Consider the following 26,959-nt stretch of genomic DNA (forward strand, 5'->3'; position numbering starts at 1 on the left):
CAAAACGGGATTTTTGCCGGATTTTGCTATTTTTTACGTTAAAACAACGGCTTATAATGCATATTTATTCATTTTATATGCATTTGCAATGCATAATTTAAAAAATAAGGCCTAAAATCATCATTGCTCGCGAAATCCTATTCAATTGCGAAAAACTTCAGGATTTCTGATCGCGCTCGCAAAAATAATTTCATCCGATTTGCTCGCCATCACACTTTTTGCCCCAACCCGGTGCAGCGCTGCGCCAGGATCGGGCAATGCGGCGACGAAGCGCCTATTCCATCGGCAGCGCCCCGGAAAACGAACCGCGCCGATCGCCGCCGGCCGCGGCTCCCGCTTTATGCGCCAACGACTACACTGTGATTCTGACCGCACTTTTTCTTCTGCGCACAAGGAGTCACCATGCCCAAACGAACCGTCGATCTCAGCCGGCCTCTCCTCCAGCACGACATCCGCGCGTTTCTCGAGACGCTGAATGCCGCTGGCGGTAAACCTATGGAACAAATGAAGCCCAAAGAGGCGCGCAGAGTTTTGGAAGCGGCGCAGCGCAGCGTAGACGTGCCGCTGCGCGAGGTGGAGATCAGCGAGAAAACCATTCACGTAGAAGGCCAGGATATTCTGCTGCAGCTGGTGCGGCCGGCCAGGGTCAAGGAGACATTGCCGGTATTCATGTTCTTTCACGGCGGCGGCTGGGTGCTGGGCGATTTTCCCACCCATGAACGGCTGGTGCGCGATCTGGTTTACAGCTCCGGCGCGGCGGCGGTGTTCGTCAACTACCCCCGCTCACCGGAAGCGCACTATCCGCAGGCGATCAATCTGGCTTACGCCGCCACGGAATGGGTGGCCGAATATGGCGAAAAAATCAACGTTGACGGTTCACGGCTGGCGGTGGTCGGCAACAGCGTCGGCGGCAATATGGCGGCGGTGGTCAGCCTGATGGCCAAAGAGAAAGGCCTACCGGCATTGCGTTGCCAGATCCTGCTGTGGCCCGTTACGCACGCCCATTTTGATACCGATTCCTATCATCAGTTCGCCGAAGGCCATTTCCTGACCCGCAATATGATGAAGTGGTTTTGGGACAGCTATGCGCCCGATAAGGCGCAGCGCAAAGACATCTACGCCTCACCGCTCAACGCTACGCCGGAACAGCTGCGGGGCTTGCCGCCGGCGCTGGTGCAAACCGCCGAGCTGGACGTGCTGCGCGATGAGGGCGAAGCCTACGCGCGTCTGCTCGACGCCGCCGGCGTCGAGGTCACCTCTACCCGCTACAACGGGCTAATCCACGACTACGGCCTGTTGAACCCGCTCGCCCACGTCCCGGCGGTGCATTCGGCGATCCACCAGGCCGGGCGCGCGTTGAAACACTACCTGTCCTGACGCTAACCGACCAGGTGGCAAGCCACCTGATGACCGGGCGCCACGCTGCGCAGCTGCGGCGCCTGTTCGCGGCACTGCGCCGTGGCCAGCGGGCAGCGGGGATGGAAACGGCAGCCGCGCGGCGGGTTGGCGGGGTTCGGCGGCTCGCCGCCGGCCACCCACGCCGGCGCGCGTTGCGCATCCAACGTCGGCACCGCCGCCAACAAGGCCTGCGTGTAGGGATGCAGCGGTTGGCGGAACAGCGAATCGCGATCGGCGCTCTCAACGATCTGCCCCAGATACATCACCGCCACATCCTGGCACAGATGCTCCACCACGCCGAGATCGTGCGAGATAAACAGCAGCGTCACCCCCTGCCGCTCCTGTAAATCGGAAAACAGATTGATGATCTGCGCCTGAATCGACACGTCGAGCGCCGATATTGGCTCATCGGCGACGATAAATTCCGGTTGCAGGATCAACGCGCGCGCAATGCCGATACGCTGCCGCTGGCCGCCGGAAAACTCATGCGGAAACCGCCCATAATGCTGTGAGGACAACCCGCAGATCGCCAGGGTATCGAGCACCCGTTCGCGCAGTTCCGCCTTGCTCGCCAGGCCGTGTTGCAACAGCGCTTCCCCAATGGCGTCGCCCACGCGCAGACGCGGATTCAGCGAGCTGTAAGGATCCTGAAACACCAGCTGCATTTTCGGCCGCAGGGCGCGCAACGCGTCCTTGCTCAGGCCGTCCAACGCCTGCCCTTTGAACAGCACCTCACCGGCGGTTTTGTCGTGCAGGCCGAGCAGCGTGCGGCCAACGGTGGTTTTGCCGCTGCCGGACTCGCCCACCAGCCCGAAAACGCGCCCCTTGCGGATGCTGAAGCTGACATCATCCACCGCCTTCAGTTGGCCGGTGGTGCGCCCGAACAGCCCGTCGCGCAGCGGAAAATATTTCTTTAACCCCTTTACCTCCACCAAAGGTTCAGTCGACATACGGATGCCCTCCGGCATTGAGAAAACAGGCGGACTGACGCTGACGGGAGCCGTACAGCGGCGGAATGCCGTCGCGGCAGCGAGCGGAGGCCTGCGCGCAGCGCTCGGCGAAAGCGCAATGCTCCGGCAGCCGCGCCAGATCCGGCACCTGACCGGGAATGGAGTACAAGCGGCGTCGCCGCTGCCCCGGCACCGGCCGCGAGGCGATCAGCCCCTGCGTATAGGGATGTCGCGGCTCGTCCAGCACTTCCCGGGTCGTTCCCTGCTCGACGACGCGCCCGGCGTACATCACCGCCAGCCGATCGGCCATCTGGGCGATCACCCCGAGATCGTGGGTGATCAAGATCATCGCCATGTTGTGTCGCCGGCTCTGCTCACGCAGCAACGCCAGGATCTGCGCCTGCACCGTAACGTCGAGCGCCGTGGTCGGTTCGTCGGCGATCAGCAGCGCCGGCCGGCATCCGATCGCCATGGCGATCATCACGCGCTGCAGCATGCCGCCGGAAAGCTGATGCGGATAGCAGCGCATCAGCGCCTCCGCGCGCGCCAACCCCACTTCCGTCAAGAGTTGAATCGCCTGGCGCCAGGCCGCTTTCGGCGACAGGGTCAGGTGGCGAATCAGCGGCTCCACCAGCTGTTCGCCGAGGGTCAACACCGGATTCAGCGCGCTCATCGGCTCCTGAAAGATCATCGCCAGCCGGTTGCCGCGCAAATCGGCCATCTTGGATGCCCGCAGCGACAGCAGGTTTTGCCCTTCAAAGCGAATCTCACCGCCGTCTACCTGCGCCAGCGGCTGCGGCAACAGCCCCATCAGCGCCATGGCGGTCACGCTTTTGCCGCAGCCCGATTCGCCGACGATCCCCAGCGTTTGCCCGGCCTGCAGTTCAAGGCTGACCTGCTGCACCGCCCGCACCGGCCCCTGCTCGCCATGAAACGACACCGACAATCGGTCGAACGCCACCAGCGGTTGACTCATCGTTTTACCCCGCTCATTTTCGGATCGAGCGCGTCCCGCAGGCCGTCGCCCAAGATGTTGATCGCCACCACGGTGACGAAGATCGCCAGCCCCGGCGGCATCCACAGCCAGGGGCGGCGCTGAAAGTCGATCAGGCTATTGGCGGCGTCCATCATGTTGCCCCACGACGGCGTCGGCGGCACCACGCCCAGCCCAAGGTAGCTCAACGCCGACTCGCTGAGGATGGCGTTGGCCACCGCCATGGTGGCGACCACCACCAAAATCGGCACGGTATTGGGCAACAGATGGCCGAAGAGGCGCCGCCGAGTGGAGAGCCCCAGCACTTCGGTGGCCAACATGAAATCCCGCTCGCGCAGCGACAGGATCTGGCCGCGCACCAGCCGCGCCAGCGACGGCCAGCCCAGCAGACTCAGCATGATCATCACCATGTAGATACGGTAGTCCGGCGACACGTCGAGTTCGGTCAGCATCGCCCCCATGATGATCAGCAGCGGCAGGCCGGGAATGGTCATCAACAGATCGGCGAAGCGCATGATCAGCCGATCCGCCACGCCCCCCAGATAACCGGCGAACGCCCCCAGCACATAGCCCAGCGTCACCGACAGCAGCATCGACACCAGGCCGATGGTCAGCGATATTCGCCCCGCCAGCAGCAGCCGGGTGCAAATATCGCGGCCGAGAAAGTCGGTGCCCAACCAATGCGCGCCGCTCGGCGCCTGATTGATGTTCAGCACATCGCCGGCGTCGTCAGGCCACGGCGACAGCGACGGCCCAATCAGGCACAGCAGCGCCAACAGCACCAGCAGCGCCAGCGAGATCATCGCCGGTCGATGGCGGCGCAGACGGCGCCAGGCCTGCGCGACGGGCGGCGGAGACAGCTGCGCCAGCGCCGGCAACTGCGCCTGGCGCCAGCGGCGACGGCGCCCGAAAAACAGCGTTACCCACATCGTATTACCTCAAGCGAATGCGTGGATCGGCGTAGGCGTACAGAATGTCCGCCAGCAGATTGCCGAGAATGGTCAGCGCCGCCAGAAACAGCGTGAACCCCATCAATACCGGATAATCGCGCGCCGCCAGCGAATCGATATGGATATGCCCGGCGCCCGGCCAGTTGAAGATTTTTTCGGTGATCAGCGCGCCGGAGAACAATCCCGGCAGCTCGAACCCCAGCAGGGTGATGATCGGCAACAGCGCATTGCGCAGCGCGTGTTTGAGGATCACCGTTTTCTCCCTTAGCCCTTTGGCGCGCGCGGTGCGGATATAGTCCATGCGGATCACCTCCAGCATGCTGGCGCGAAAATAGCGCGTCAGGCTGCCGGCCTGCAGCATCACCAGCGCCAGCACCGGCAACAGCAGGTGCGCCGCCACCTCCAGCGCCCAGGCCAGCCCGCTCGCTTCGCTGCCGGTGCGCAACATGCCGCCCGCCGGCAACCAGTGCAGATCGACGGCGAACCATTTGATCAGCAACAGGCAAAGGAAAAACGTCGGAAACGACATGGCGGCGAACACCGCCACGGTGATCAGATGATCGAACAGCGAATAGGGCTTCATTGCCGAGATCACTCCCACCGCCAGCGCGATGCCCCAATACAGCACCATCGCCACCGCCGCCAGCAGGAACGAGTTCCAGATGTATTGATTCAGCAGCGTGCTGACCGGGATCTGATACTGCAGCGAGAAGCCGAGATCGCCCTGCAACAGCCGGCCAAGCCAATGCAGGTAACGGCTGAACAAGGGCTGATCCAACCCATACAGCGCCCGCAGCTCGGCGGCGCGTTGCGCGGTCAGGTTGATATTGCCGTCGATAAAGTCGCCGGGCGCCAGGGCGAAGATGCAAAAAATCAGCAATGAAGCCAGCAACAGCATCGGGATAGTCTGCAACAAACGGCGCAGGATAAAATTTCTCATCGCGAATTCCATCGCCGCCGCCCGGAATGGCGCGGCGGCATCGGGGCGTTACGGCGCCGGTTTGACGTTCGGCAGGCTGCCGACCAGTCCGTTGTAGATATCCGGTTTAAAGCCGGTGACGCGCGCGCTGCTGGCGCTCAAGATTTCGCGGTTGCCGAGCAGGATCACCGGCGGATCGTCCGCCAGCACCTGATACAGCTGATGGTACAGCGGCTTACGCTGCGCGATATCCAGCGTGGCATTGGCTTTGGCGATCAGCGCGTCCACCTGCGGGTTGTGGTAGCCGGTCTCGCTCTCGCGGCTGATGAAGTCGCGTACGCCGTCGTGCGGATCGTTCAGCGTGCTGGTGCTGAGAGACGCCAGGTCGTAATTGCCCGCCTTGCGCTGCGCCAGCAGCGCGTTGAAATCCAATACCTGCGGTTTCAGCACCACGCCGAGCCGGCGGTAGTTATCCTTGGCGATCGGCACCAGCGCGTCGTTGATCAGCTTTTTGGTCACCAGTAGCGTCAGCTCCAGCTTTTTACCGTCTTTCTGCCGGATGCCGTCAGCGCCCACCTGCCAGCCTGCCTCGTCCAACAGCTTTTTGGCCTTATCGAGATCGTAAGCGTAAGGATTGATGCCGTTGGCGTCGTAAGCCCAGGAGATCGGCGAAATCGGCTGGTTGGCGACCTTGCCGTACCCTTGGTACACCACGGCGATCAGTTTTTGCCGATCGAGGCCGTAGATCAGCGCCTGACGCACCCGCTTGTCCTGCAGCGCCGGGCGTCTGAGGTTGAAATCAACCCGGCTGTAATCGCTCGAGCTGTAAAGGTTGATATTGGCGAAACCGAGCAGCTTGAGCTGTTCGATATCGTCCGGCTTGGCGGTAAAGGCGTCGTAGTCGGTCTCACCGGTCTGGAACAGCTGGAAGTTGGTGGCCGGGTTGGTGACGCGATAGATAAAGCGCGCCATCGGCGGCGGGCCGAGGTAGAAGTTCGGGTTGGCGTGGAAGCGGATTTCCTGCCCCGGCACGTACTTGTCGTAAATGTAGGGGCCGTTGCCGAGCGGCTTGCCGTTCAAGGCGCGCACGCCGTCGAGCTTGCCGCGCTGATAGTCTTTGCCGTAGTAAGCCCGCGACAATACCGGCCCGCCAATCAGTTGCAACGTGGTCGCGCCCGGTTGGGTGGTGACGATCTGAATGGTGCGATCGTCGATCACCTTCAGCCCGCTGATGCCGGCCGCGGTGCCGTTTTTATACTCGGCGCCGCCCTGAATGTGCGCCGGCGTGATATCGGTATCGCCGTCATAGGCCGGGTCATGCAGCAGCGTCAGGGTAAAGGCGATATCGTCGGCCTTCAGCGGCGAGCCGTCGCTGTAGACCAGATTCGGCCGCAGCTTGATGGTGTAGGTCAGATTATCGGGGCTGACCTGCCAGGACTCCGCCAGGCGCCCTTCCGGTTTGCCCTGGCTGTCCAGGCCGATCAGCCGGCTGAAGATTACGTCGGTCACGTTCTCGTCCCAGCCGTTGGTGAACAGATACGGGTTGAAAATCCCCTGCGGCTCCGAGATGCCCGCCACGACGGTATCTTTGCGCAGTTTGGCGGCGGCCGGCACCCGAGCGGCGTCGCTGGCCGGCGTAATGCCTTCGGCCAGCGTTTCCGCCTGCGCGGCGGTGCTCAATCCCAGCGCGCAGACCAACGCCAGCGGCGTCAGCCGATAGCGCAACAGTTTGTTTAGCTTATTTTTTATTCCACTCACCCACTGCCCCTCGTCTACCCGTTGATAAAAATGTGACAAAATTTATCGCAGAGTAATGGGCGGCTGGAGGGCTGTCTAACAACGAAACCGGCATTCCATTGCCGAAAAAAGCATTATGAATTTTTCTGGGGCGAAGCGGCGGGAAAAACGCGATTCAGCCGGCCGCCGCCAGCCCCCGGATAAGTTTGGCTAAGGTTTTTATCGCCTCTTCAAAGCGGTCATTCCATTCAAATGAGGCGTTGAGACGGAAGCAGTGGTTGAAATGGTCGCCGGTGGTGAACATGCGCCCCGGCGCGATGCTGATGCCCCGTGCGAGTGCGCGCCGGTACAGCTCCATCGACGACAGCGCCGGGTCGAGTTCCAGCCACAGGAAATACCCGCCGTCGGGCTGACTGACTTTCACCGTCGGCGGAAAATGGTGGGCGATCGCCTGACGCATTGCGCTTTGGCGCTGGGCCAGCAGACGTCGCAGCCGCCGCAGATGGGTGTCGTAGCCGCCGTGCAGCAGATAATCCGCCAGCGCCATCTGGGTCGGCACGCTGGTGGAAACGGTGCTCATCAGCTGCAAACGCTGGATCTGTTGCGCATAACGCCCCGCCGCCACCCAGCCGACGCGAAAGCCCGGCGCCAGACATTTGGAAAATGACGAGCAGTGCAGGATCTGGCCGCCGCTGTCGAGCGCCTTCGCCGGCAACGGCCGTTCGGCGCTGAAGTACAGCTCGCCATAGACATCGTCTTCGATCAGCGAGATCTGCCGTTCGCGCAGCAGCGCCACCAGACGCTGCTTGTTGGCCTCCGGCAGGGTGGCGCCCTGCGGGTTCTGGAAGTGGGTCATCAGCCAGCAGGCTTTGATCGGATACTGCTCCACCGCCTGCTGCAACGCGTCCAGATCGATACCGTCCTGCGGATGCGTGGCGATCGCCACCGCCTTCAGCCGCAGCCGTTCCAGCGCCTGCAGCGCGCCGTAAAACGCCGGCGACTCGATCGCCACATAGTCGCCCGGTTGGGTCACCGCCTGCAGGCTGAGGCTGAGCGACTCCATCGCCCCGGCGGTGATGACGATCTCGTCCGGCGCGACCTGCATGCCGCTCAGCGCATAGCGTTGGGCAATGTGCCGCCGCAGCGCGTCGTTGCCCGGCGGCAGGTTGACCAGCGAACTGTGCGGCGTGAACTTGCGCGCTACGCTGCTCAGCGCCCGCGCCAGCTTCGGCTGGGCGAACAGCGTGGCGTCGGGAAACGCCGAACCGAAAGGCACGATGTCCGGATCCTTGCAGGCCTGCAGCACGTCGAAAATAAAGGCGTTGATGTCCACCTGCTCGCTCAGCAGCAGTTTCTCGCCGCGCGAAGGCTGCGGCAGCGGCTGCGGACGCGCCGCCACATAGTAGCCCGACTGCGGCCGGGCGACGATCCACCCTTGGCTCTCCAGCAGTTGATAAGACTGCACCACCGTCATCAGGCTCAATCCGGCGCGTTTGCCGCTCTCACGCAGCGAAGGCAGCTTGTCGCCCGCCCGCCACACCCGGTTCTGGATCTGTTCTCTAATCTGCTGCGCAAGCTGCTCGTATCGGGTCATAACCATTAACTGTTATATGAAAAAGTAAAATAACTGTCACTATTATAGGCACTGTACTCCGTGCTTAACTTAACGCCAAGCATTTCACATAAAAATGACAGCTATACTCAAGAGGTTAATTTATGTTCAACCCTAGGAGGCGCCATGCTGGGTCTTGATGCACTGGAACTTGCCAGAATACAGTTCGCCTTCACCGTGTCTTTCCATATCATTTTCCCCGCCATCACCATCGGTTTAGCCAGCTATCTGGCGGTGCTGGAAGGATTATGGTTGAAAACGCACAATGAAGCCTATCGTGAGCTTTATCACTTCTGGTCAAAGATTTTCGCCGTTAACTTCGGCATGGGCGTGGTATCCGGGCTGGTGATGGCTTACCAGTTCGGCACCAACTGGAGCTTCTTCTCCGAGTTCGCCGGCAGCATTACCGGGCCGCTGCTGACTTATGAAGTGCTGACCGCCTTCTTCCTCGAAGCCGGTTTCCTCGGCGTGATGCTGTTCGGCTGGAACCGCGTCGGCCCCGGCCTGCACTTCTTCGCCACCTGCATGGTGGCGCTCGGCACGCTGATCTCCACCTTCTGGATCCTGGCCTCCAACAGCTGGATGCAGACCCCGCAAGGGCATGAAATCATCAATGGCCAGGTGGTGCCGGTTGACTGGCTGAAGGTCATCTTCAACCCGTCCTTCCCGTATCGCCTGCTGCACATGTCCACCGCCGCCTTCCTCTCCTCGGCGTTCTTCGTCGGCGCGTCCGCCGCCTGGCATCTGCTGCGCGGCCGCGACACGCCGGCGATGCGCAAGATGCTGTCGATGGCGATGTGGATGGCGCTGATCGTCGCGCCGGTGCAGGCGCTGATCGGCGATGCGCACGGCCTGAATACGCTGAAACATCAGCCGGCGAAGATCGCCGCCATCGAAGGCCACTGGGAAAACCCGCCGGGCGAAGCCACGCCGCTGATCCTGGTCGGTTGGCCGGACATGCAGCGTGAAGAGACCCGCTTCAAGCTGGAAGTGCCCTACCTCGGCAGCCTGATCCTGACGCACAGCCTGACCGAGCAGGTGCCGGCGCTCAAATCGTTCCCGCCGGAAGATCGCCCCAACTCCACCGTGGTGTTCTGGTCGTTCCGCATCATGGTCGGGCTGGGCATGCTGATGATCCTGGCCGGGGTGTGGAGCCTGTGGCTGCGCTGGCGCGGCGGGCTGTATCAGTCGCGTCCGTTCCTGTATTTCATCCTGTGGATGGGCCCTTCCGGGCTGCTGGCGCTGCTGGCGGGCTGGTTCACCACCGAGATAGGCCGCCAGCCGTGGGTGGTGTACGGCCTGCTGCGCACCAAGGATGCGGTGTCCGCGCACGGCGATCTGCACATGAGCATCAGCTTGCTGGCGTTCATCATCGTCTACTGCTCGGTGTTCGGCGTGGGCTACTCCTACATGATGCGCCTGATCCGCAAAGGGCCGCAGCCGCATGAACACCAAGAAGACAATACCGAGGGCCGCCCGGCGCGTCCGCTGTCCGCGGTCAACGACACTCTGGACGACAGGAGCTGAACATGGGTATCGATCTTCCGCTGATTTGGTTTGTCATCATCGTGTTCAGCACCATGATGTACGTGGTGATGGACGGTTTCGATTTGGGCATCGGCATTCTGTTTCCGTGGGTGAAGGCGAGCGGCGACCGCGATCTGATGATGAACACCGTCGCCCCGGTGTGGGACGGCAATGAGACCTGGCTGGTGCTGGGCGGCGCGGCGCTGTTCGGCGCCTTCCCGCTGGCCTACTCGGTGATCCTCGACGCGCTGGCGATCCCGCTGACGCTGATGCTGATCGGGCTGATTTTCCGCGGCGTGGCCTTCGAGTTTCGCTTCAAGGCGACGCCGGAGAAGCGCCATATCTGGGATAAAGCGTTCATCTGGGGCTCTCTCTTCGCCACCTTCAGCCAGGGTGTGGTGGTGGGCGCCGTGATCAACGGCTTCCCGGTAGAAGGCCGCACCTACGCCGGCGGCGCACTGGACTGGCTGACGCCGTTCGCGCTGTTCTGCGGGCTGGGGCTGGTGGTGACCTACGCCCTGCTCGGCTGTACCTGGCTGGTGATGAAAACCGCCGGTGACCTGCAGGCGCGCATGTATCACCTGGCGACGCCGCTGCTGGCGATCCTGCTGCTGGTGCTGGCTGCGGTCAGCATCTGGACGCCGATCGCGCATCCCGAAATCGCCGCGCGCTGGTTTACGCTGCCTAACCTGTTCTGGCTGCTGCCGGTACCGCTGCTAGTGCTGCTCAGCGCCTGGGGAATTCAACGCGGAGTGAAACGCGGCGCGCACTACTCGCCGTTTATGCTGACGCTGCTGCTGGTGTTCCTCGGCCTGAGCGGGCTTGGCATCAGCATCTGGCCGCACCTGATCCCGCCGGCCATCAGCCTATGGGACGCCGCAGCACCACCGCAGAGCCTCGGCTTTATGCTGGTGGGCGCGCTGTTCATCATCCCAATCATTCTGGTCTACACCTTCTGGAGCTACTACGTGTTCCGCGGCAAGATCAGCCATGAACACGGCTATCACTGAGGAAGGAGGACGCTATGCAAGATAAAACGGCAGCCGCCGCTCCGGCGCCCTGGTGGAAACGCATCGGTTGGCTGGTGATCATCTGGAGCGCCAGCGTGCTGGGGCTGTTCGTGGTTGCCTCGCTGTTCCGCCTGCTGATGACTGCGGCGGGCATGAAGTCGCATTGACGCGGCGCCTTATCTGGACGCGCTGTTGGGAAAGTAAAAAGAGACCACCAGCGTGACCAGCGGCAAGGCGCCGATCTTCACCAGCTCAAACACCTGATTCAGCGCTTCGTTTTTCTCCCAATACGCGTGGGCGGCGAATACGCCCACGCTGACCGCGAATATCCCGCACAGCACCTGGCGTGCCAGGCGCAGCCGCTCCATTTCGTCGAAGACCAAGACCTGCTCCAGATAAACCTGGCTGGCCTCATCGCGCAGATTACGGCTTTCGATGTTCATGGGAAGATCTCCACGACCCGCCCCACCGCTTCAAGCTGTTCACCCTTCTCCCGTACAATGCCAAGAGAAGTACCATCCTGTTTCATCCAGTACTTATCGGCAAGGGTAATCAGTGCAAACGCCATTTTGATTACCTCGGTTTTTTCCATCCCGTGACGCCGGGCGATATCGTTCAGATCATCATCAATTTTGTTCGATAACCGAATCGGCAAGCTGCGCATAGTCCACCTCCTGTGGCCGTTGATTCACAGAGGGAAAGTCTACTGGAAGGGCAAATATCGTTCAATTAGTGAACTGCGTAACGCCTCGCACAATTCGCATGCAACGCTAGTGCGGCTTGCGGCCCATCGCGCTGAGGAAACGTTGCTGCAGACGCAACAGCTCCTCCAGCTCCAGCAGGCGGTAGTCGATGCCGAAGCGCGGCGCCACCTCGCCGATGATGCGGCTGAGCGCCGGGTAATGGCGGTGGCTCCAGTGCGGAAACAGATGATGCGTCAAATGCAGGTTCGCCCCGCCCAGCCAATAACCCAGCCAGCGCGGCCGAGTCTGCCAGTCGAACGTGGTGGCGAACACATGGTGATACCAACCGTGCGGCATCGCGCCCTGCGCCGGCGCCTGATAAAAGTTGGCCTTGGCCCAGTGGGTGCCGATGATCAACATCACGAACAGCAATGAAGAAAGCATCTGGCTCAGCAAATAGACCAGCAGAATTTGCCCGATGCCGATAGCCGGCGGCAACAGCCAACATGGGATCGCCAGCGCCAGCAGCAGGTGCGCCGCCTTCCCCGCCAGAAACCCGCTCCAGCCGCGTACGCCCTGCTGCGCCATGCGCGCCGCCACGCGGGTGCGGCCCGCCCTGTCCAACCAATCGAACAGCCAGATGTAGTACGGAAAAGTCAGCGCCGCCACCAACGGCCAATAGTAACGCTGCGCGCGCATAAAGGGCCGCCAGCGCTGGAACGGCGTTTGCCGCAGCACGCCATTGGCGTCGATGTCGGGGTCGTAATGTTCGATGTTGTTATGGGCATGGTGGAACAACACATGCCGCACGCGCCAACAGTCGGGATCCAGCCCCAGCGGCACGCTCACCAGTGCGTTCAGCCAGCGGTTGGCCCAGGGGCGGCGGAAAAACGCGTTGTGCGAGGCGTCGTGCACCACGTTCACCGTCAGGAACATGCCGATAAAGATAAAGCCGAAATAACAAGCGAAAAACGCCCAGCCGTTATGCTGCTGCAGGCTCAACCCGTAACACAGGCCGCACAGCGCCAGCAGCAGCGCGACCTTCGCCAGCATGCCGCCGTCGGCGAAGCGGTGATCGCCGTTGGCCGCCAGATAATGCTGTGCGGCCTGCATCAGCGCGCGGTGCAACCCGTTGTCGTCGCGCCGATAGGCTAACGGACGCAGCGGTTTCATGGCTGTCCCATCCGGCGTAAGAAACGCTGTTGTTGCGCCAGCAGTTCGCGATAGCCGATGCAGCGGTACGCCATGCCGTGCCGCTGCGCGACCTCCGCCACCACGGCGGCCAGCGCCGGATAGTGGCGATGATTCCAGCCGGGAAACAGGTGATGGGTCAGGTGATAGTTCAGCCCGCCGGTCAGATGCTCCAGCCAGCGCGGTTCGGGCTGCCAGTCGCAGGCGGTGGCGAAATTGTGCCGATACCAGCCTTGCGGCATGCTGTCGCCCGTCGGCGCCGGGTAAAACTCGGCCTGCGCCCAATGGGTGCCCAGCAGCAAGAACACCACCAGCAGCGAAGCGCACATCTGGCTGAGCGCGTAAGCCAGCAACACCCAGCCCCAGCCGATGCCGTGCAAGTGGCCCACGACCAGCGGCGCCACCAGCACCAGCGCCAGATGCGCGAGCTTGCACAGCACGAACAGCGCCCAACCGCCGCGCCCCGCCAGCACGCGTTTTTCCCGCAGCGGCGTTTTATCGAGCCGATCGGACCAATCGAAAATCCAGGCGATATAGGGCAGCGAGAGCGCGGCGATCAGCGGCCAGTACAGATGCTGATAGCGCATATGGGGCCGCCAGCGCTGGAACGGTGTCTGGCGGAAAAAGCCGTTCTCTTCGGTATCCAGATCGTAATGTTCGACGTTGGCGTAAACGTGGTGGTAATCCACATGCCGCGTGCGCCAGTAGTCCGGATCGACGCCCAGCGGCAGCGTCACCAACCGCCCCACCAGCCGATTGGCCCAGGGCGCACGCAGGAAAGCGTTATGCGAAGCATCGTGGTTGACGTTGACATTGAGCAGCATGCCCATGGTCACGAACAGGAAATAGCAGAGGAAAAACGCCCAGGGCTGATGCTGCAGCAGGCTCAGCGCGTAAAACCCGACGCACAACGCCAGCAACAGCGCGGCCTTGGCCAATCGCGCGGCATCGGCATAGCGATGATCGCCCGCCAGACAGGCGTGGGCCGCGCGCTTAAGATCGCGGTGGAAGGCCTGTTCGCCATCGGCGGGAAAACGCAGCGGCGGCAATGATTCAGCCATGCGGTTCCTCCACGGCGGCCGGTGCGGCTACTCTTCCCCAGCCCAACGCGACGCACAGGGCATGCAACGCCACGGCGGCCATGGCGATATGCCAATAGCGCTGCGGCCAACCGAGATAGCCGATAAACAGCAGCGGCATGCCCAGCGCGATCAGCAGCCAGAGGGCGCTCGCCCACCGCCGCCCTTCCGTCATGCCGCCCAGCGCCACCGATCCCAACGCCAGCAGCGCCAACAGCGCCATTTGCGGCCAGCTGATGTCGCTATAGCCGTAACCGTATTGGTAGACGTAACCGACCACCAGCGAGAACAACAGCATGGCGCCGCTGAAAACGCTGAACGCCGAACGGCGGTCGCGTGGCCGGCCCGGCGCCGGGCGCCATGCCAGGCGCAAATAGCGCAGGAACGGCAGATTGCTCGCCCAGAATGGGTTGGCGGACGGCCTGTCGCCGCCGACGCCATAGCTGAACGGCGTGCTCGGCAATGCCGGGCAAAAGGTGCCGAACAGCTTGTCCCAGAAGATAAAGCTGCCGCCGAAGTTCTTATTGGAATACGCCATGTCCTTGACGTGATGCACCCGGTGATGCGCCGGCGTGACCAGGATGTTTTCCAGCACGCCGAGCTTCGGCGTCAGCGCATTGTGGTTAAACAGCTGAATGCTGTAATGAAAAATAGAGACCGCAACGAACACCGACAGCGGCACCCCCGCCAGCGCCAGCAGCAAAAAGAACGGGATCGACGTCAGCGACGAATACCAGGAGTTGCGCACCCCCAGCGACAGATTAAAGTGCTCGCCCTGATGGTGCACCACGTGCACCGCCCACAGCAGGCGGAAACGATGGTGCAGACGGTGCAGCCAGTAGAAACCGAAGTCCCACGCCAGCAGGGCGAACAGCCACATCAGCAGCGGCGGCCAGGCATCCAGCAGCCCCAGGCTGAAATGCGCGGCCACGTAGCCGTAGCAGGTGATCTCCAACCCGCGGAACAACCACAGCATGATATGGCCGGAATTCAGGTTGAACACCAGATCGTGCCAGTTGACCGGCTCGCGACGCCCCCACTGCAGCGCCACCGCCTCGGCCACCACGATGAACAGCATGAACACTATCGGCAATGCCAGATCGCTCATCCCATTTCTCCTTTAACGACGCGCCTGCGCAGGGTTTTCATGCGCAGGGCCACCCAGCCGGCGAACAGCGCCAGCAGCGCGCCGCCGGCCAAATCGACAAACAAATGCCGACGCAGTTGCAGAATCGAGAACGCGATCGCCACGCCCCACAGCATCCACAGCGCCGTGCGCACTTTGCGCTCGCCGTCGCTCAGCGCCCACACCGCCAGCACCGTCAGCGCCATATGCAACGAAGGCAGGCAGTTTTGCGGCGAGTCCACCCGGGTTAACGCCGCCAGCAGTTGCGCGCTGATCCCGACGCCATCGTTCTGCGGATAGGCCATGGTGGTCGGCCACAGCAGATAAACCGCCCCGGCGCCCAGCGCGGTCAGCTGCATCGCCAGCGTCAGCCATTTGATCCGCGGCAGCGGCGCCAGCAGATAGCCCGCCGGGACGATGAGGAAGAACGACAGATAGAGCCAGATGGCCGTGGGGCTGAACGGGATCGCCCGATCAAGCGCCGACGGCGGCAACAGGGTTCCCGCCCCCTGCAGGCGATCGGTCAGGCTATACACCACGCCGACCGTGCCCCATCCCAGCAGCATGTGCCATAGCCTGAACAGTGCGCTTTTCATGCCGCCTCCGCCCGGCGCACGATGCGCCGCCGCTTGCGATCGAACTGCGGCAGCACCGCTTGCGCCGTCAACCGCCATTCGAGGCGATCGGTGGCGATGCCCTGACGAGCGAACAGCGCCATCAGCTGCGCCTGACAGTGCGCCAACGCCGCCGGGCTACAATCGGCAATCAGCTCCAACCGCCGTTCGCCATGCTGGATCAGGCGGTAATCGCTGGTCAGCGGCAACGCATTGGCGATCGTTCGGCTACAGGCATCGGCGAACACCGCCTGCGGTTGCCGCTGCGCATCGGGCAGCATCAGCTGATCGTCGCGCCGCCCCTCGATACGGGCTATCGCCCGCGTCGGTTGCCCGCATGGGCAGGGTTCCTTGCGCAGCACCAATACATCGTCCAGCCGATAACGCACGATCGGCTGCGTACTGCGGGTAAAGTCGGTGATCAGCGGCGTGAAGCGCAGTTCGTCGATCCACTGCGGCTCGATATGCAAAAACTCCTCGTTCAGGTGCAAGGTGCCGTGCGCGCAGGTGGCGGCGAGGAACCCCTCGGTAGCCTGATACACTTCGCCGACCGCCGGAAACACCTGCTGCAGCAGGCAGCGATCCTGTTCTTCAAGCACCTCGGCGACCGAGATCACTTTTTTGACCGACAGCGTCACCTGCCCGGCCAGCACCGCCAACGCCAATGCGCGCAGCACCTGCGCCGGGGCTACGATGATGCTGGGCGCCTGCCGTTCCAATGCCGGCAAATGGCCGCTGAACGGCGCGAGCAAATCGTAAAACGCCAGGCTCAGCCAACGGTTGTTCACGCTGTGATAGAGATTATTGTCCGCGCGCAGAAACAGTGCGACGCGCTCGCCCGCCGACAGCCCGTCCGGCAGCATTTTCGCCAGCATGCCGCCGGCCCACACCTGCTGTTCCCGCGGGCTGACGACAAACACGCCGCGCTGCCCGGAGGTGCCGGACGACAATCCGACGCTGTAGCGCCCGATCTTCGGCGTGAAATCGCGATCCGCCTCGCTGCGCTGCGCGCAGGCCAGCACCGCATCGCGCTGCAGCCCGGCGGTGTTCATCCGGTCGAACTGCGCCATCATCAGCGCCTTGTCCATCTGCGGCCATTCGGCGAACGGCCGGCGGCTGAAACGCTGAAAATAGGGGCTCTTGCTCAGCACCCGGCGGGCAAAGCTCTCAAGCTGCCGGGCCTGATGCGCCTCCAGCGCCGCACGATCGCCAAAGCGCAGGCGCCGGGCGCGGAAATAGTGCCAAAGGGTCATGAAGGGGATCACAGGTCCCCCTCGTGGCACAGCAAAATGTTGACCTGGCCGCCCGCCCACAGCTGGTTGAGCCGCTCCAGGGTGCGGGTGTAAGCCGCCGCGTCGTCCATCACCAGATTGGCCAGGCGCGAAGGCCCGCGCAGCGTCTGGTAACTCTGCGGCGACCAGGCGGCGTCGCTGGCCAGCAGCGTCCAGCCGGCGTCGGTGAGAATAAAGGCGCCGATATGGCCGGCCGCATGCCCCGGCAACGGCACCAGCACGATCTGCCCTTCACTGCCCGGCAGCGCGTAACCGCGATCGAACGGCGCCAACAGCGCGGGCAACGCCACCGCAGGAAAAGACTCCATAAACTGCAGACGGCTCTCGAAATCCGCCGGGATCAGGCCGGGAATAAAGGCGCGCTTCAGCGCCGCGAAACCGCGCAGCCCACGGGTTTGCTGCCAGCCCTCGCCGGAGCAAATAAAGTCGAGTTGGCTGAAATCCTGCAGCCCGGCGATGTGATCGGCGTGAAAATGCGAGACGATCAGCGCCTGAATATCCCCCTCGGCATAACCGGCTTCGCGCAGCTGATGCGCCAACGACTCGGCCGGATCGAAATAGACCGGCGTCATGCGGCGGTAAAGGCTGAACAGCCCCGACTGCGTGTGCTGCTGAAAATAACGCGCGTAGCCGGTATCCCACAGCCAGCGGCGCTCCCCCACCTCCAGCAGATAGGCGCGCGCCGGGAATTTGCACACCCGGAATCCGGCGCCGCGCAGCGCCATGCAGCCGATATGCGTGCAATAGCCCACTTCAAACACGGTGACCTTAGCCATGCTGTCCGCCTCCTTGCCGCCGCAGCCACTCGCCGGTCAGACGAATGCCCTCTTCCATCGAATAACGCGGCCGGTAACCCAGCTCTTCGATCGCACGGGTCTGGCTCAGCGTCATGTCAAAATGCACCGCCGCCACGCTGTAGCGCGTCAACAGCGGTTCCTTGCCGCTCAGCGCCGCCCACAGCTCCATGCCGCCGGCCAGCGTATGCAGCAGCGGATAGGACACGGCCTGCAGCCGGTAACTCAGCCCCAGTTCCTGACGCAGCAACGCATCCAGCATCTCCGCCAGCCGCTGCGGTTGGTGGTTGGTGATGTTGTACACGGCGCCGGACGGCAATCCGCGCTGCCGGCTGGCCAGATCCATCGCGTGCACCACGTTGGGGGCGAAGGTCAGATCCAGCAGCGCTTGTCCGCCGCCGGGCAATCGCAATACCCCGCGGTCGCGTTCGAGCTGCTGCAACAGCCGCGGCACGATCACCCGATCGTGCGGGCCAAACAGGCCGCGCGGCCGCAGCATAATATAGGTGGTTTGTGGATAGATCTTCGCCTGCGCCAACAGGCGCTGCTCGGCCGCATACTTGCTGGCGGCATAGTGATTGGCGAAGCGCCGGGCGCGGTAACCCTCGTCAAGATCGTAATGCGGCTGAAAATCGAAGTAGATTGCCGGCGTGGAGATATGCACGAAGCGCCGCACGCCGCAGCGCCCGGCCGCCTCCGCCAGCTTCTCCGTCGCCGCGGCGTTGATGCGGTGAAACTCCGCTTTGCCGCCCCAGGGCGAAGACTTGGCCGCGCAGTGCCAGACCCATTCGCAGTCGGTCACCAGCTCCCGACACTGCTGCGGCGTGGCCTGCGCCAGATCGAGCGCGCAAAACTCGGCGCCCAGCTGACGCAGCGTTGCGCCGGCCCGTTCATCGCGGCCGGTGGCGCGCACCTGATGTCCGGCCTCCAGCAACCACTGCGCCGCGTTGCGTCCCAGCCCGCTGGTCGCCCCGGTGAGCAGCACCCTCATGGCAGCAACACCATGCCGGCCAGCGCCAGCCCGGCGGCGGTGCCGATCAGCATCACCGGCTGACCGGGATTGAAGCGCCCGGTGGTCACGGCGGCATGCAGCGCCGTCGGGATAGACGCCGCCACCTGATTACCATGATGGCGGTAGATATCGACCAGCGCCTCGCTGGAGACGTGCAGCCGTTTGCGCATATGTTCGAGCGACAGATGGCTGGCCTGATGCGGCACCACGGTGGCGATCTGCGCCAGGGTCAGGCCGCTGGCGCTCAACAGCCGATCGAGGTAACCCTCAATCAGCGCCGAGGCCTGGCGGAACAGCGGCTTGCCCTGCATATGAAACAGGAAGTCTTGCTCACACATGCCGGCGCGCGGGTTGCGACGCGTGCCGCCGGCGCGGATCTCGCACAGTTCGCTGCCGGCGGGGTAGGTTTCCACCAGGCTGGCGAGGATGCCGCTGGCGCCGTCGCCGCGCTCCACAATGGCGCAGGCCGCGCCGTCGCCGAAGATCAGCGACGACTCTTCGTGCTGCCAGTCGATGCCGCGTGAAGCGAGATCTGCCGAGATGATGGCGATGCGTCGATACGTCCCGGCGTTCAGCAGCCCTGCCGCCACCTGCAGCGCAGAGATAAAGCTGACGCAGCTGCTGTTGATGTCGAAGCCCGGCGTGCCCGGCGCCAGCCCCGCCACCTTGAGAATGTGCGCGGCGGTGCACGGCAGCGCCTGCACCGAAATCGCCGAGGCGGAGATCAGCAGATCGATCGAGTCCGCCGGCATGGCGCGGCGAACCAGCGCATCTTGCAGCGCGGCGGCGGCGAGTTCGGCCTGGCTGGCATCGTCGGCGGCGTGATAGCGGTAAACGATGCCCGAGCGTTTTTCAACGTAGCCGGCCGGTTTCCCCAGCCGAGCGTCGAGCGCAGAGGACGCCACGCGGTTAGGCGGCAACGCGGCCCCGGTGGCGATGATTTTCAGAGGCAGCAGCTCGGGTGAACGTAATTGTGTGGTCATTATTGTTATTGATTAACCTGACTATCCATAAAGCGATTCTCCCGTACGGCGCGAAGGCCACACGGATCATCCCCGGTTTTTATGTCCCAAAATGCCTTTCATCAAGGCGGTATCTCTTGTTATCGGCTACCACAGGCCGACGTCCGTCGGCGGAAGCATAAACGTAACATAACTGAGATAGTGAGTTTACGACAAGGCGACGAGAATGGGCAGACGGCGGGGGAATTATCGGAATAGCGCCGCCGCTGGCGATCGGCGGCGGCGGCGGGGTCAGGCTCAGCGGCGGTTGCGCACCAGCTGGTAACGGCGGGTCAGGTACTCTACCGGCGCACTCCAGATATGCACCAGGCGGCAGAACGGGAACAGCACGAACAGCGTCATGCCCAGCACCATATGCAGCTTGAAGATCAGCGCCACGCCTTCCAGGTGCGCAGAGGCGCCGGCGTGGAAGGTCACGACCGCCTGCGCCCAGGCCACCAGCTTCATCATTTCGCTGCCGTCCATATGCTGGGCGGAGAACGGAATGGTCAGCAACCCCAGGCACACCTGCACCACCAGCAATGTCAGGATCAGGATGTCGGCGACGCTGCTGGTGGCGCGCACCCGCGGGTTGGTCAACCGGCGCTTCAACAGCAGCGCGCCGCCGATCAGCGTCATCAGGCCGCAGGCGCCGCCGGCGATCATCGCCAGCTTCTGCTTCACGTCGATCGGCAGGAAGGCCTCATACATCCAGTGCGGCGTCAGCATGCCGAGGAAGTGGCCCGCGAAGATGCCGATAATGCCGATGTGGAACAGGTTGGACGCCAGCCGCATGCCCTTTTTATCCAGCATCTGGCTGGAGCCGGCGCGCCAGCTGTACTGCCCGTAGTCGTAGCGCAGCCAGCTGCCGATCAGGAACACCGCGCCGGCCAGATAAGGGTAGATGTCGAAGAAGAACTGATTCAAAAATTGCATGATTAGCGTCCTTTGGTTCCGGTTAACGCATCCGTCAGGTCCAGATACTGTGGCGCCACCGCGCCGGCGAAGCGCCGCTGGTGCGCCGTCTGCTGGGCGGAGGCGCAGCCCTGCTCGCCGAGAAATTTGACCTGCTCCTCTTCCCATACCGCATCCAGCGCCTGCGGCGTATCGTCGCGCGCCTCTTGCGCCACCTGCGTCTTCAGCGCCTGGGCCTGCGCATCGCTGCCGGACAGCGCCAACAGCAGATCGAACAGCACCGCGTACGGGCTTTCGCGCTGCTGCAAGCGCGCGCCCAGCAGCGCCAGGATCGGCGCAATGTCCTGCAGCCCTTCCCGCGCCTGTGCCGCGCTGCGGCTGGCTAAATACTCCAGGTACAGCGGCAGGAAATCAGGCAGCTCACGGCTGTCGATCTCCAGCCCGGCGGCGCGGTACTGCGCCATCAGGTCAACCATCGCCTGGCCGCGATCGCGCGACTCGCCGTGCACGTGCTCAAACAGCAGCAGCGAGGTGGCGCGGCCGCGATCGAACAGCTCGCAATAGTCGGCCTGCGCGTCCAGCAACGGGCGCGCGCACAGGCGGCGGATAAACAGAATCAGCAACGCGCTATGGTGCAGATCCAGCTCGCTGGCCGGTTCCAGCGCTTCAATCAGCGCCTGCTGATGGTCAAACAGCGCCTGCTCCGGGTAATCCAGCAGGCGGGCGATCACTTTCAGGCTGATCATGAGGCATCCTCCGACCGCGCGGTTTTCGCGGTCACGTCGATGGCGTCGATACGACGGCTGTTGAACAGATTGAACTTGCCGTCGCTGCCGTGGCAGCCGTCGCCGAAGCTGAAACCGCAGCCTTTGCTTTCGGGGAAGGCTTCGCGCGCCAGCTCGCGGTGGCTCGACGGCACCACGAAGCGATCTTCATAGTTGGCGATCGCCAGGTAGCGATACATCTCCTGCGCCTGCGCTTCGCTCAGACCGACCTGCTCCAGCGCGCTGATGTCCACCACGCCGTCGACGGTTTCCGCCCGTTTGTAGTGGCGCATCGCCAGCATGCGTTTCAGCGCCAGCAGCACCGGCTCGGTATCGCCGGCGGTCAGCAGGTTCGCCAGATACTGCACCGGAATGCGCAGGCTCTCGACGTCCGGCAATACGCCGCTGTGCGCCAGCTCGCCGGCGTCGGCGGCCGACTGAATCGGCGACAACGGCGGCACGTACCACACCATCGGCAGCGTGCGGTATTCCGGGTGCAGCGGCAGCGCCAGTTTCCAGTCCATCGCCATTTTGTACACCGGCGACTGCTGAGCGGCTTCAATGACGCCCTGCGGCACGCCGTCCGCCAGCGCCTGAGCAATCACCTTCGGGTCATGCGGATCGAGGAAGATATCGAGCTGGCTCTGGTACAGATCCTTGTCGTTTTCCACCGCCGCCGCCTGTTCGATGCGATCGGCGTCGTACAGCAGCACGCCGAGGTAGCGGATGCGGCCGACGCAGGTTTCCGAACAGACCGTCGGCTGCCCGGCTTCGATGCGCGGGTAGCAGAAGATGCACTTCTCGGACTTGCCGCTCTTCCAGTTGAAGTAGATTTTCTTGTACGGGCAGCCGGTCAGACACATGCGCCAACCGCGACACTTGTCCTGATCGATCAGCACGATGCCGTCTTCGCCGCGCTTGTAGATCGCCCCGCTCGGGCAGGTGGCGACGCAGGCCGGGTTGAGGCAGTGCTCGCACAGGCGCGGCAAATACATCATGAAGGTGTTTTCGAACTGGCCGTACATCGCCTTCTGCAGGTTGTCGAAGTTCTTGTCCTGCGAACGTTTTTCGAACTCTCCGCCGAGGATCTCTTCCCAGTTCGGGCCGTTTTCGATCTTGTTCATGCGCCGGCCGGTGATCACCGAGCGCGGGCGCGCCACCGGCTGGTGTTTGCCCTGTTTGGCGGTGTGCAGGTGCTGGTAGTCGTAATCGAACGGCTCGTAGTAGTCATCCAGCGCCGGCACGTCCGGGTTGGCGAAGATTTTCGCCAGCACGCCGACGCGGCTGCCCATGCGCGGCTCCAGCTTGCCGTTGATTTTACGGATCCAGCCGCCCTTCCATTTTTCCTGATCTTCCCAGGCGTGCGGATACCCGACGCCGGGCTTGCTTTCCACGTTGTTGAACCAGGCGTATTCCATCCCCTCGCGGCTGGTCCAGACGTTCTTGCAGGTGACCGAACAGGTGTGGCAACCGATGCACTTGTCCAGATTCAGCACCATGCCGACTTGCGAACGAATTTTCATTTGTTGTTCTCCTGCTGACTGCCCTGCGCGTAGTCGTTGCCTTCATCGTCCAACCAATCAATACGGTTCATCTTGCGCACCACCACGAACTCGTCGCGGTTAGAGCCGACGGTGCCGTAGTAGTTGAAGCCGTAGGCCAGCTGCGCATAGCCGCCGATCATGTGGGTCGGTTTCGGGCAAGCGCGGGTCACCGAGTTATGGATGCCGCCGCGTTGGCGTGTGATCTCCGAGCCGGGCAGATTCACGATGCGCTCCTGCGCGTGGTACATCATAGTCATCCCCGCCGGGATACGCTGGCTGACCACCGCGCGCGCCGTCAGCGCGCCGTTGGCGTTGAAGGCCTCAATCCAGTCGTTGTCCGCGATGCCCAGATCTTTGGCGTCGTCTTCGCTCAGCCAGACGATCGGGCCGCCGCGCGACAGCGTCAGCATCAGCAGGTTGTCGCTGTAGGTGGAGTGGATGCCCCACTTCTGGTGCGGCGTCAGGAAGTTCAGCGCCTTCTCCTTGTTGCCGTTCGGTTTGCTGTTGAGCAGCGGCTGCGCGGCGCGGGTGTCGATCGGCGGCCTATACGCCAGCAAGCTTTCGCCGAAGGCGCGCATCCACTCGTGATCCTGATACAGCTGCTGACGGCCGCTGAGGGTGCGCCACGGGATCAGCTCATGCACGTTGGTGTAGCAGGCGTTATAGGAGACGTGCTCGTCTTCCAGGCCGGACCAGGTTGGGCTGGAGATGATTTTGCGCGGCTGCGCCTGAATGTCGCGGAAGCGAATTTTCTCGTCTTCCTTGTTCAGCGCCAGATGCCGGTGATCGCGGCCGGTGACGTTGCTCAGCGCTTCCCAGGCTTTCACCGCCACCTGGCCGTTGGTTTCCGGCGCCAGCGACAGGATCACTTCCGCCGCGTCTATCGCGCTCTCGATCTTCGGCCGCCCCGCCGCCGGGCCGTCGGCCTTGACGTAGTTAAGCTGCTTGAGGAAATCGACCTCGGTCTGGGTGTTCCAGTTGATGCCCTTGCCGCCGTTGCCCAGTTTGTCCATCAACGGCCCCAAGGCGGTAAAACGCTCGTAGGTGGCCGGATAATCGCGCTCCACCGCGATGATGTGCGGCGCGGTTTTGCCGGGGATCAGTTCGCACTCGCCTTTCTTCCAATCCTGCACGCCGTAAGGCTGCGCCAGCTCGGCGGCGGAGTCGTGCTGAATAGGCAAGGTCACCACGTCGGTTTCCTGGCCCAGATGGCCGACGCACACCTCGGAGAAGGCTTTGGCGATGCCCTTGTAGATTTCCCAGTCGCTCTTCGAATCCCAGGCCGGATCGACCGCCGCCGACAGCGGATGAATGAACGGATGCATGTCGGAGGTGTTCATGTCGTCTTTTTCGTACCAGGTGGCGGTCGGCAGCACCACGTCGGAATACAGGCAGGTGCTCGACATGCGGAAATCGAGCGTCACCACCAGATCCAGTTTGCCTTCGCCGCCCTGCTCGCGCCATTCCACTTCCTGCGGCTTCACGCCGCCCTGCTGGCCGAGATCTTTCCCCTGGATACCGTTCTCGGTGCCCAACAGGTATTTGAGCATGTATTCATGGCCCTTGCCGGAAGAACCCAGCAGGTTGGAGCGCCAGACGAACAGGTTGCGCGGGAAGTTCTGCGGATTGTCCGGCTGCTCGGCGGCAAAGCCCAGCGCGCCGCTCTTCAGGCTGTCGACGGTGAACTCAACCGGCGACTGGCCGGCAGCACGGGCCTGCTCCGCCAGGCGCAGCGGATTGGCGCCCAACTGCGGCGCCGACGGCAGCCAGCCCATGCGCTCCGCGCGCACGTTGAAGTCGATCAGGCTGCCGCCGAAACGCGATTTGTCCGCCAGCGGCGACAGCAGCTCATCGGCGCCGACGGTTTCATAGCGCCATTGGCTGGAATGGTTGTAGAAGAACGAGGTGCTGTTCATGTGGCGCGGCGGGCGCTGCCAGTCAAGGCCGAACGCCAGCGGCAGCCAGCCGGTTTGCGGCCGCAGTTTTTCCTGGCCGACGTAGTGCGCCCAGCCGCCGCCGCTCTGGCCGACGCAACCGCAGAAGATCAACATATTGATCAGGCCGCGGTAGGTCATGTCCATGTGATACCAGTGGTTGACGCCGGCGCCGACGATGATCATCGAACGGCCGTGGGTCTTCTCGGCGTTTTCCGCGAACTCGCGGGCAATGCGGATGATGTTGTGGCGCGACACGCCGGTGATCTGCTCGGCCCAGGCCGGGCTGTAAGCCTTGACCTCGTCATAGTCGGCGGCGCAGTTGGCGTCGCCCAGCCCGCGCTCCAGGCCGTAGTTGGCCAGCGTCAGGTCATACACGCTGGTCACCAGCGCTTCACTGCCGTCCGCCAGCCGCAGGCGTTTCACCGGCAGCTTGTGCAGCAGGATTTCGTCCAGCGCCACGCTGTTGAAATGCTCGCTGTCGGCGCCGCCGAAGTACGGGAAGCCCACCTCGGCAACGTCGTCATGCATGCCCAGCAGACTGAGCTGCAGCTCGACTTCCTGTTGCGACTTGCCTTCGCGCTGCTCCAGGTTCCACTTGCCCTTCTCGCCCCAGCGGAAACCGATGGAGCCCTGCGGCGCCACCAGCTCGCCGCTGCGGCTGTCGATAGCGACGGTTTTCCACTCGGGATTGTTTTCCTGGCCCAGTCCGTCCACCAGATCGGCGGCGCGCAGCAGGCGGCCGGCGGCGTAGTGGCCGCCTTCACGCGGCTCCAGCAGCACCAGCATCGGCATGTCGGTATAGCGGCGCACGTAGTCGCGGAAGTAGCCGACTTCGCGATCGAGATGGAACTCTTTCAGCATCACATGGCCCATCGCCAGCGCCATCGCGCTGTCGGTGCCCTGCTTCGGATTCAGCCAGTGGTCGCACAGCTTGGCGACTTCGGCGTAGTCCGGCGTCACCGCCACGGTTTTGGTGCCCTTGTAGCGCACTTCGGTAAAGAAGTGGGCGTCCGGGGTGCGCGTCTGCGGCACGTTGGAGCCCCAGGCGATGATGTAGGAGGAGTTGTACCAGTCGGCGGACTCCGGCACGTCGGTCTGCTCGCCCCAGGTCATCGGCGAAGCCGGCGGCAAATCGCAATACCAGTCGTAGAAGCTCAGGCAGGCGCCGCCGATCAGCGACAGGTACCGAGCGCCGGCGGCGTAGGACACCATCGACATCGCCGGGATCGGCGAGAAGCCGATAATGCGGTCAGGGCCGAAGGTTTTGGCGGTATAGACGTTGGCGGCGGCGATCAGTTCATTGACCTCTTGCCAGCTGGAGCGGACGAAACCGCCGCGGCCGCGCGCCACCTTGTAGCTTTTGGCTTTTTCCGCATCGCCGACGATCGATCCCCAGGCCTCGACCGGATCGCTGTGCTGCGCTTTCGCCTCGCGCCACAGTTTGAGCAGCCGCTTGCGCATCAGCGGGTATTTCAGCCGGTTGGCGCTGTACAGGTACCAGGAGTAGCTGGCGCCGCGCGGGCAGCCGCGCGGTTCATGGTTGGGCAGATCGGGGCGAGTGCGCGGATAGTCGGTTTGCTGGGTTTCCCAGGTCACCAGACCATTCTTCACGTAGATCTTCCAACTGCAGGAACCGGTGCAGTTCACGCCGTGGGTGGAACGCACCACTTTGTCATGCTGCCAACGGCTGCGGTAGCCGTCTTCCCAGTCGCGGTTGGTGTTCAAGGTCTGGCCGTGATCGCCAGAAAAAGGCTCCGCCAACTGCTTGAAATAGCGGAAACGGTCTAAAAATTTGCTCATCCGGAATGCTCCTGAAGGCTCTTGTCGTTATAAGAAGACATGCTCAATCTGCCGCCAGCCTACTGACGGCCAACCGGCGGCAAATTGATTGCGATCAAGAGAAAGCGGCG

At 63.1% G+C, this 26,959-nt stretch carries 24 protein-coding genes; 4 read left to right on the forward strand and 20 right to left on the reverse strand.

The features are described from left to right. Positions 1-402 precede the first annotated feature (402 nt). Positions 403-1,377: an alpha/beta hydrolase gene (locus EDY99_RS11260; RefSeq protein ID WP_033643407.1), complete on the forward strand. Its 975-nt coding sequence runs from the start codon at positions 403-405 to the stop codon at positions 1,375-1,377. Positions 1,378-1,379: 2 nt separating this feature from the next. On the opposite strand, the gene EDY99_RS11265 is transcribed toward EDY99_RS11260, so the two are convergent. The 6 genes from EDY99_RS11265 to EDY99_RS11290 all read right to left on the reverse strand — a co-directional run bounded on the left by EDY99_RS11265 (position 1,380) and on the right by EDY99_RS11290 (position 8,542). Beyond that, a complete protein-coding gene (locus tag EDY99_RS11265) occupies positions 1,380-2,348 on the reverse strand; it encodes an ABC transporter ATP-binding protein (protein ID WP_123061757.1) in 969 nt (322 codons plus the stop codon). Further along, positions 2,338-3,324 carry an ABC transporter ATP-binding protein gene (locus tag EDY99_RS11270; RefSeq protein ID WP_123061758.1) on the reverse strand — a complete coding sequence of 329 codons (987 nt, stop codon included), beginning with the start codon at positions 3,322-3,324 and terminating at the stop codon, positions 2,338-2,340. Before EDY99_RS11270 ends, EDY99_RS11265 begins: the two co-directional genes overlap by 11 nt. Then, a complete protein-coding gene (opp4C, locus tag EDY99_RS11275; protein ID WP_123061759.1) occupies positions 3,321-4,271 on the reverse strand; it encodes an oligopeptide ABC transporter permease in 951 nt (316 codons plus the stop codon). The genes EDY99_RS11270 and opp4C overlap by 4 nt, the downstream gene beginning before the upstream one ends. Before the next feature lie 4 nt (positions 4,272-4,275). Continuing rightward, on the reverse strand, positions 4,276-5,232 hold the full coding sequence (locus EDY99_RS11280; RefSeq protein WP_004934604.1) for an ABC transporter permease: 957 nt from the start codon (positions 5,230-5,232) through the stop codon (positions 4,276-4,278). A gap of 48 nt (positions 5,233-5,280) precedes the next feature. Beyond that, positions 5,281-6,969, reverse strand: coding sequence for an ABC transporter substrate-binding protein (locus EDY99_RS11285; RefSeq protein WP_033643412.1), 1,689 nt, complete (start codon positions 6,967-6,969; stop codon positions 5,281-5,283). A gap of 154 nt (positions 6,970-7,123) precedes the next feature. Further along, a complete protein-coding gene (locus EDY99_RS11290; protein ID WP_042784770.1) occupies positions 7,124-8,542 on the reverse strand; it encodes a PLP-dependent aminotransferase family protein in 1,419 nt (472 codons plus the stop codon). A gap of 144 nt (positions 8,543-8,686) precedes the next feature. Between EDY99_RS11290 and EDY99_RS11295 the strand changes: the two genes are divergently transcribed. From EDY99_RS11295 to EDY99_RS11305, 3 genes are read left to right on the forward strand one after another with little or no spacing between them, the layout of a single operon-like run. Beyond that, entirely contained in the window at positions 8,687-10,087 is a 1,401-nt protein-coding gene (locus EDY99_RS11295) for a cytochrome ubiquinol oxidase subunit I (RefSeq protein WP_004934615.1), read from the forward strand. 2 nt (positions 10,088-10,089) lie between these two features. Next, positions 10,090-11,097, forward strand: coding sequence for a cytochrome d ubiquinol oxidase subunit II (gene cydB / locus EDY99_RS11300; protein ID WP_033643414.1), 1,008 nt, complete (start codon positions 10,090-10,092; stop codon positions 11,095-11,097). A 14-nt stretch (positions 11,098-11,111) separates the two neighbouring features. Next, on the forward strand, positions 11,112-11,264 hold the full coding sequence (locus tag EDY99_RS11305) for a DUF2474 domain-containing protein (RefSeq protein ID WP_004934619.1): 153 nt from the start codon (positions 11,112-11,114) through the stop codon (positions 11,262-11,264). Positions 11,265-11,273: 9 nt separating this feature from the next. Here the strand turns inward: EDY99_RS11305 and EDY99_RS11310 are convergent, their stop codons facing one another. The 14 genes from EDY99_RS11310 to EDY99_RS11375 all read right to left on the reverse strand — a co-directional run bounded on the left by EDY99_RS11310 (position 11,274) and on the right by EDY99_RS11375 (position 26,849). Next, the gene (locus EDY99_RS11310) at positions 11,274-11,540 is read right to left on the reverse strand and encodes a hypothetical protein (RefSeq protein ID WP_033643416.1); all 267 of its coding nucleotides are present in this window, start codon (positions 11,538-11,540) and stop codon (positions 11,274-11,276) included. Further along, entirely contained in the window at positions 11,537-11,761 is a 225-nt protein-coding gene (locus tag EDY99_RS11315; RefSeq protein ID WP_025303190.1) for a hypothetical protein, read from the reverse strand. Before EDY99_RS11315 ends, EDY99_RS11310 begins: the two co-directional genes overlap by 4 nt. A gap of 106 nt (positions 11,762-11,867) precedes the next feature. Continuing rightward, a complete protein-coding gene (locus EDY99_RS11320) occupies positions 11,868-12,953 on the reverse strand; it encodes an acyl-CoA desaturase (RefSeq protein WP_122003914.1) in 1,086 nt (361 codons plus the stop codon). Continuing rightward, on the reverse strand, positions 12,950-14,032 hold the full coding sequence (locus tag EDY99_RS11325; protein ID WP_101452900.1) for an acyl-CoA desaturase: 1,083 nt from the start codon (positions 14,030-14,032) through the stop codon (positions 12,950-12,952). Before EDY99_RS11325 ends, EDY99_RS11320 begins: the two co-directional genes overlap by 4 nt. Continuing rightward, positions 14,025-15,158: a sterol desaturase family protein gene (locus EDY99_RS11330; RefSeq protein ID WP_101452899.1), complete on the reverse strand. Its 1,134-nt coding sequence runs from the start codon at positions 15,156-15,158 to the stop codon at positions 14,025-14,027. The genes EDY99_RS11325 and EDY99_RS11330 overlap by 8 nt, the downstream gene beginning before the upstream one ends. Continuing rightward, positions 15,155-15,772, reverse strand: coding sequence for a phosphatase PAP2 family protein (locus EDY99_RS11335; protein WP_047574823.1), 618 nt, complete (start codon positions 15,770-15,772; stop codon positions 15,155-15,157). Before EDY99_RS11335 ends, EDY99_RS11330 begins: the two co-directional genes overlap by 4 nt. Beyond that, positions 15,769-17,055 carry a F390 synthetase-related protein gene (locus EDY99_RS11340; RefSeq protein WP_103101048.1) on the reverse strand — a complete coding sequence of 429 codons (1,287 nt, stop codon included), beginning with the start codon at positions 17,053-17,055 and terminating at the stop codon, positions 15,769-15,771. The genes EDY99_RS11335 and EDY99_RS11340 overlap by 4 nt, the downstream gene beginning before the upstream one ends. After that, positions 17,052-17,858 (reverse strand): MBL fold metallo-hydrolase, encoded by an 807-nt coding sequence (locus EDY99_RS11345; protein ID WP_033643422.1) that lies wholly within the window; start codon positions 17,856-17,858, stop codon positions 17,052-17,054. The genes EDY99_RS11340 and EDY99_RS11345 overlap by 4 nt, the downstream gene beginning before the upstream one ends. Continuing rightward, positions 17,851-18,867, reverse strand: a complete 1,017-nt coding sequence (locus EDY99_RS11350) for an NAD(P)-dependent oxidoreductase (RefSeq protein ID WP_123061760.1) — start codon at positions 18,865-18,867, stop codon at positions 17,851-17,853. Before EDY99_RS11350 ends, EDY99_RS11345 begins: the two co-directional genes overlap by 8 nt. Then, positions 18,864-19,871 (reverse strand): 3-oxoacyl-[acyl-carrier-protein] synthase III C-terminal domain-containing protein, encoded by a 1,008-nt coding sequence (locus EDY99_RS11355; RefSeq protein ID WP_123061761.1) that lies wholly within the window; start codon positions 19,869-19,871, stop codon positions 18,864-18,866. Before EDY99_RS11355 ends, EDY99_RS11350 begins: the two co-directional genes overlap by 4 nt. A gap of 276 nt (positions 19,872-20,147) precedes the next feature. Beyond that, the gene (gene narI, locus EDY99_RS11360) at positions 20,148-20,825 is read right to left on the reverse strand and encodes a respiratory nitrate reductase subunit gamma (protein WP_033643426.1); all 678 of its coding nucleotides are present in this window, start codon (positions 20,823-20,825) and stop codon (positions 20,148-20,150) included. Positions 20,826-20,827: 2 nt separating this feature from the next. Continuing rightward, positions 20,828-21,550 carry a nitrate reductase molybdenum cofactor assembly chaperone gene (gene narJ, locus EDY99_RS11365; RefSeq protein ID WP_033650904.1) on the reverse strand — a complete coding sequence of 241 codons (723 nt, stop codon included), beginning with the start codon at positions 21,548-21,550 and terminating at the stop codon, positions 20,828-20,830. After that, a complete protein-coding gene (narH, locus tag EDY99_RS11370; protein ID WP_123061762.1) occupies positions 21,547-23,091 on the reverse strand; it encodes a nitrate reductase subunit beta in 1,545 nt (514 codons plus the stop codon). The genes narJ and narH overlap by 4 nt, the downstream gene beginning before the upstream one ends. Then, positions 23,088-26,849, reverse strand: a complete 3,762-nt coding sequence (locus tag EDY99_RS11375; protein ID WP_123061763.1) for a nitrate reductase subunit alpha — start codon at positions 26,847-26,849, stop codon at positions 23,088-23,090. The genes narH and EDY99_RS11375 overlap by 4 nt, the downstream gene beginning before the upstream one ends. Between the last annotated feature and the right edge of the window lie 110 nt (positions 26,850-26,959).

The sequence above is a fragment of the Serratia sp. LS-1 genome (assembly GCF_003719595.1).
Taxonomy (GTDB): domain Bacteria; phylum Pseudomonadota; class Gammaproteobacteria; order Enterobacterales; family Enterobacteriaceae; genus Serratia; species Serratia ureilytica.